General features: G+C 68.3%; 5 protein-coding genes. 2 read left to right on the forward strand and 3 right to left on the reverse strand.

The annotated features are described in order from the left end of the window. Positions 1-712 (forward strand): endolytic transglycosylase MltG (gene mltG, locus HUU95_RS09040; RefSeq protein ID WP_174279810.1); only part of this gene is annotated, 712 nt, incomplete at its 5' end. Between the two features lie 120 nt (positions 713-832). Continuing rightward, on the forward strand, positions 833-1,492 hold the full coding sequence (locus tag HUU95_RS09045; RefSeq protein ID WP_174279811.1) for a PEP-CTERM sorting domain-containing protein: 660 nt from the start codon (positions 833-835) through the stop codon (positions 1,490-1,492). 29 nt (positions 1,493-1,521) lie between these two features. Here the strand turns inward: HUU95_RS09045 and pgl are convergent, their stop codons facing one another. The 3 genes from pgl to argC all read right to left on the reverse strand — a co-directional run. Further along, positions 1,522-2,229, reverse strand: a complete 708-nt coding sequence (gene pgl, locus HUU95_RS09050) for a 6-phosphogluconolactonase (protein WP_174279812.1) — start codon at positions 2,227-2,229, stop codon at positions 1,522-1,524. 147 nt (positions 2,230-2,376) lie between these two features. Continuing rightward, on the reverse strand, positions 2,377-3,837 hold the full coding sequence (gene zwf / locus HUU95_RS09055; protein WP_174279813.1) for a glucose-6-phosphate dehydrogenase: 1,461 nt from the start codon (positions 3,835-3,837) through the stop codon (positions 2,377-2,379). A gap of 10 nt (positions 3,838-3,847) precedes the next feature. Continuing rightward, the coding region (argC, locus tag HUU95_RS09060) for an N-acetyl-gamma-glutamyl-phosphate reductase (protein ID WP_174279814.1) at positions 3,848-4,635 on the reverse strand (788 nt) is incomplete at its 5' end.

A 4,635-nucleotide genomic window follows, 5' to 3' on the forward strand; every position in this document is an offset into this window, starting at 1 on the left:
GCCCGCGCGCGCCAGCGCGGCGGCGATCCTGCGGCTGATCCAGTCCGGCAAGACGGCGCAGCGGCTGGTGACGGTGCCCGAGGGCTGGCCGTCGGTGCTGGTACGCGACGCGCTGGCGCGGACCGACGAACTGACCGGCGCGGCGCCGCTGCCGGCGGAGGGCTCGGTGCTGCCCGACAGCTACGCATTCGGCGCGGGCGACACGCGCGCGAGCGTGGTCAAGCGGATGCAGCAGGCGATGACGGCTTACCTGGCGGCCGCCTGGGCGAAACGTCGGCCCAACCTGGTCGTGCACACACCGGCGGAGGCGATCGTTCTCGCCTCCATCGTCGAGAAGGAGACCGGCAAGGCGTCCGAACGCCGCCTGGTCGCCGCGGTCTATGCCAACCGGCTGCGGCGCGGCATGCCGCTCCAGGCGGACCCGACCGTGATCTACCCGATCACGCACGGCAAGCCGCTCGGACGCCGCATCAAGGAGTCGGAGCTGCACGCGAAGAACGGGTACAACACCTACGCCCAGACGGGCCTGCCCGAAGGCCCGATCGCCAATCCGGGTCGGGCATCCATCGACGCGGTGCTCGATCCGGCGGACACGACGGCGCTGTATTTCGTCGCGGACGGCTCGGGTGGACACGCCTTCGCGGACACGCTGGCGGAGCACAACGCGAATGTGACGAAGTGGAAGGCATACCGGAAGGAGCATGGCATCTGAGCCGTCGATGGGCTGCTCAAGCGCTGGTGTGAGCGTTTCCGACCTTGCCGGACATTAACATGTTATAACTGTACTTCGTTTTGCGGCGTCCTAAGCTGGCCGCGGGGCAGGGAGGATAACATGAGACCGATGGTTCGCGCCGTGTTGGCGACACTTGCGCTCTGGTCGGCGTCGGGCCGGGCGGCGGAGTTTCTGGAGTATCAGATCACCGGCACCGCCCAGCAGATCATTGGCGACAGCTCGGGAAGGCCGACCGAGCCTGCAAGGCTGGTCCGATTTAGTGGCGTGTTTTCCGTTTTGACCGAGCCGGGCTTCGCTTTCAGTGGCAACAATTTTCTCACCTCAACGGGGTCGATCTTCTCCGCGAACATGCTGTATGGCAGTGAGACGGTCGATGGCACGACGTCCGGGCTACTGACCTATGCCAGCAGCTACGCGGTGGCCAGTGTCGGCGGCACGACCAATTTTAGCTTGCTGTATGACGACGCCGATACGTTGGGCGGCTTGCCGACCAGGATCGCGTCGCCGTTGGCGACCGGAACGCTCTCCTATTCTACCGGCAACGGCTTCATCAATCAGTCATTTCGGTTGAGCGGGACCATCGACAGCTTCACGATCATCGGTGCGGTGCCCGGTTTCGTCCAGTTCTTCCCGACTGTGTATCTCCCCGAACCGGCGACATGGATCACCACGATCCTTGGCGTGGGGCTGATCGGCGTCTGGTTGCGGCGTCGACAGGCGGCCGTGCGAGAGGTTGGCGACTCGATGGTCACGGCGTAGGCGGCTTTCTTCCCACGCCGGAACGGGGTTCAAGCCATCCAGTGGATGTCCACCGGCAACTCCGCGTCCGCGAGCACGCGGCCGATGGGGTAGGGGGACGAGGCGCCTTCCTTCAGCGCGTTTTCCAGCACCTCGCGCTTCTTCGCGCCGGTGATCGCGATGGTGAGCGCCTTGGCGGTGATGATGCCCTGGCGCGACAGCGTGACGCGCGGCACGGGCGCTTCCTCCGGCAGCGGCTCCGGCATCACGCCCAGCGCGCGGCGCTCGCGCGGGCCGCCCAGCGCCTCGTCGTAATCGGGACCGTGGAAGATCGACGCGGTGTGCCCGTTCTCGCCCATGCCGAGCAGGCAGAGGTCGAGCGGCCAGTGCAGATCCTGCATCAGCGCGTCGGCCGAGCGCCCGGCGACCTTATAGTCGGTGGTCACCTTGGGGACGATCGGCATGACCCGCGCGCCGACCGGAAGGAAGGTCTTGCCCAGCAGCGTGACGTTGGACAGCGGATCGCCCAGCGGCACGATCCGCTCGTCCCCCGGCACGATCGTCACCCGCTTCCAGTCGAGCTTGGCCTTGGCCAGCTTGGCATAAATCGGCGCGGGCGTCTTGCCGCCGGCGAGCGCGATCACCGCCGCGCCGCGCGCGTCGAGCGCAGACTCGATCACGAACTGCAGGTCGCCCGCGACCGCCCCGGCCATCTCGTCGGCGGAGTCATACTCCCACCATTCCACTTCGTCGGTCATGTTCAGCAACTCCGTTCGTCCCGAGGAGCCGCCGAGCGAAGTCGACGCGGCGTCTCGCAGGACAGATATGGTTCAAGGCGGGTCTTCGATCGGCTCCGCCCCTCCTCACCACGAACGGCGGGGAGGGCAATCCTCTTCTGCGATGGTTCAATCGTCCTGCCAGGTCACACCGTCGCGCTCGGTCAGCGCGACCGCGCTCGACGGGCCCCAGCTGCCCGACGCATAGCTCTTCGGCCGCGTTCCGTTCGCCGCCCAGCCGGCGCGGACCGAATCGATCCAGCTCCATTGGCCTTCCACCTCGTCGCGCCGGACGAACAGCGTCTGGTCGCCCTCGATCAGGTCGAGCAGCAGCCGCTCGTACGCGATCCGCCGCTTGGTGCCGAACTCGTGATCGAGGCTGAGGTTGAGCGGCACCTCGCGCAGCCGCACGCCGTCCCGATCGAGACCCGGCTCCTTGGCCATGACGAGCAGCTGGATATATTCCTCCGGCTGGAGCCTGATGACGAGCACGTTGGGCTGGAGCATGCCGCCGCGACCGGCGAACATCGAGTGCGGCACCGGCTTGAACTGGATCGCGATCTCCGACCGGCGCGCCGCCATGCGCTTGCCGGTGCGCAGGTAGAAGGGCACGCCCTGCCAGCGCCAATTGTCGACATAGGCCTTGATCGCGACGAACGTCTCGGTGTCGGACGGCTTGCCCAGCTCGTCGGTATAGCTCCGGACGATCTGCCCGCCCGAGGCGCCGGCCCCGTACTGGCCCGCCACGACGTTGCGACCGACATCCTCCGGCGTGATCGGGCGCAACGAATGCAGCACCTTGGCCTTTTCGTCGCGGATCGCGGTCTTGTCGTAGCGCGCGGGCGGCTCCATCGCGACCAGCGTCAGCAGCTGGAGGATGTGGTTGGCCACCATGTCGCGCAACGCGCCGGCGCCGTCGTAATAGCCCGCGCGCTCCTCCAGCCCAACCGTCTCGGCGATGGTGATCTGGACGTTGTCGATCCCGCGCGCGTTCCAGATCGGTTCGAAGAACGTGTTGCCGAAGCGCAGCGCCAGGATGTTCTGCACCGTCTCCTTGCCGAGATAATGGTCGATGCGGAAGATGCGGTCCTCCGGAAACGCCTTGGCGACCGCGTCGTTGATCTCGCGCGATGAGGCGAGGTCGTAGCCGAGCGGCTTTTCCAGCCCGATCCGCACCGTCTCTCCCGCCAGTCCGACGGCTTCCAGCCCGGTGATCGCCGCCTCGAACAGCGACGGCGCGGTGGACAGGTAGATGGCGAGCCCGCCGGCGATGTCGCCGACCTTGTCGGCCAGCGGCTTGAACTGGTCCGCCACGCTCATGTCGATCGGCTGGTAGGTCAGCCGCTGGAGGAACGTCGCGGCCGCGCCCTCCACCTTGCGGTCGGCGGGGAGGAACTTGTCGAGCGCCTTGCCGGCGAACTCCCGATAGCTGTCGTCGCTATGCTCGGTGCGCGCGGCGCCGATGATGACCAGCTCCTTGGGCAGCAGCCCGTCGGCGTGCAGGCCGTACAGCGAGGGCAGCAGCATGCGCTGCGCCAGGTCGCCGGTCGCGCCGAACAGCAGCAGCTTGGTCACGGGATCGCGCGTCATGACGGCACCTTCACAGGACGAGGCCGGCGAGGGAATCGACGCCGGCCATGAGGTTGAGGTTCTGGACGGCGGCGCCAGCCGCGCCCTTGCCCAGATTGTCGAGCACCGCGATCAGCCGCGCCTGCGTCTGCGCGGCATCGGTCGCGAGGTAAAGGTCCAAGCGGTCGCTGGGCGGCGCGGCGCGCGCGAGCAGCAGCTCGTCGGGCAGGTCATGATGAACGCGGACCAGCGCCTGTCCGTCGAACGCGCCGGACCAGGCGTCGATCAGGGCCGCGCGCGATGGCCGGGCCGGCAACGCCGCGAGCGGGAGCGGCACCTCGACGATCATCCCGCGATAGGCCCGCGCGACCGATGGCGCGAAGACGGGCGCGTGGATCAGGCCGGCGTGCAGCCGCATCTCCGGGACGTGCTTGTGCGCGAGGTCGTGGCCATAGCCGCGCCACGCCAGCGTGGCGTCGCCCTCCACCCGAGCGATCAGCGCCTTGCCGCCGCCCGAATAGCCCGACACCGCGTGGACGCTGAGCGGCCAGTCCGGCGGCACCAGCCCGGCGCGGACCAGTGGTGCCACGAGCGCGAGAAAGCCGGTCGGGTAGCAGCCGGGATTGCTGACCCGCCCCGCGCCGGCGACATCGAAGCCGAGTTCGGGAAAGCCATAGGTCCAGCCCGGCGCGACGCGATGCGCGCTGGACGCGTCGATCACGCGCGTGCGGTCGTTGCCGATCAGCGCCACCGCCTCGCGCGCGGCGTCGTCGGGCAGGCACAGGATCGCGACGGCGGCGTCGTTGAGCGCCTCGCGCC

This window comes from Sphingomonas bacterium, from assembly GCF_903643065.1.
Classification (GTDB): Bacteria; Pseudomonadota; Alphaproteobacteria; order Sphingomonadales; family Sphingomonadaceae; genus Sphingomonas.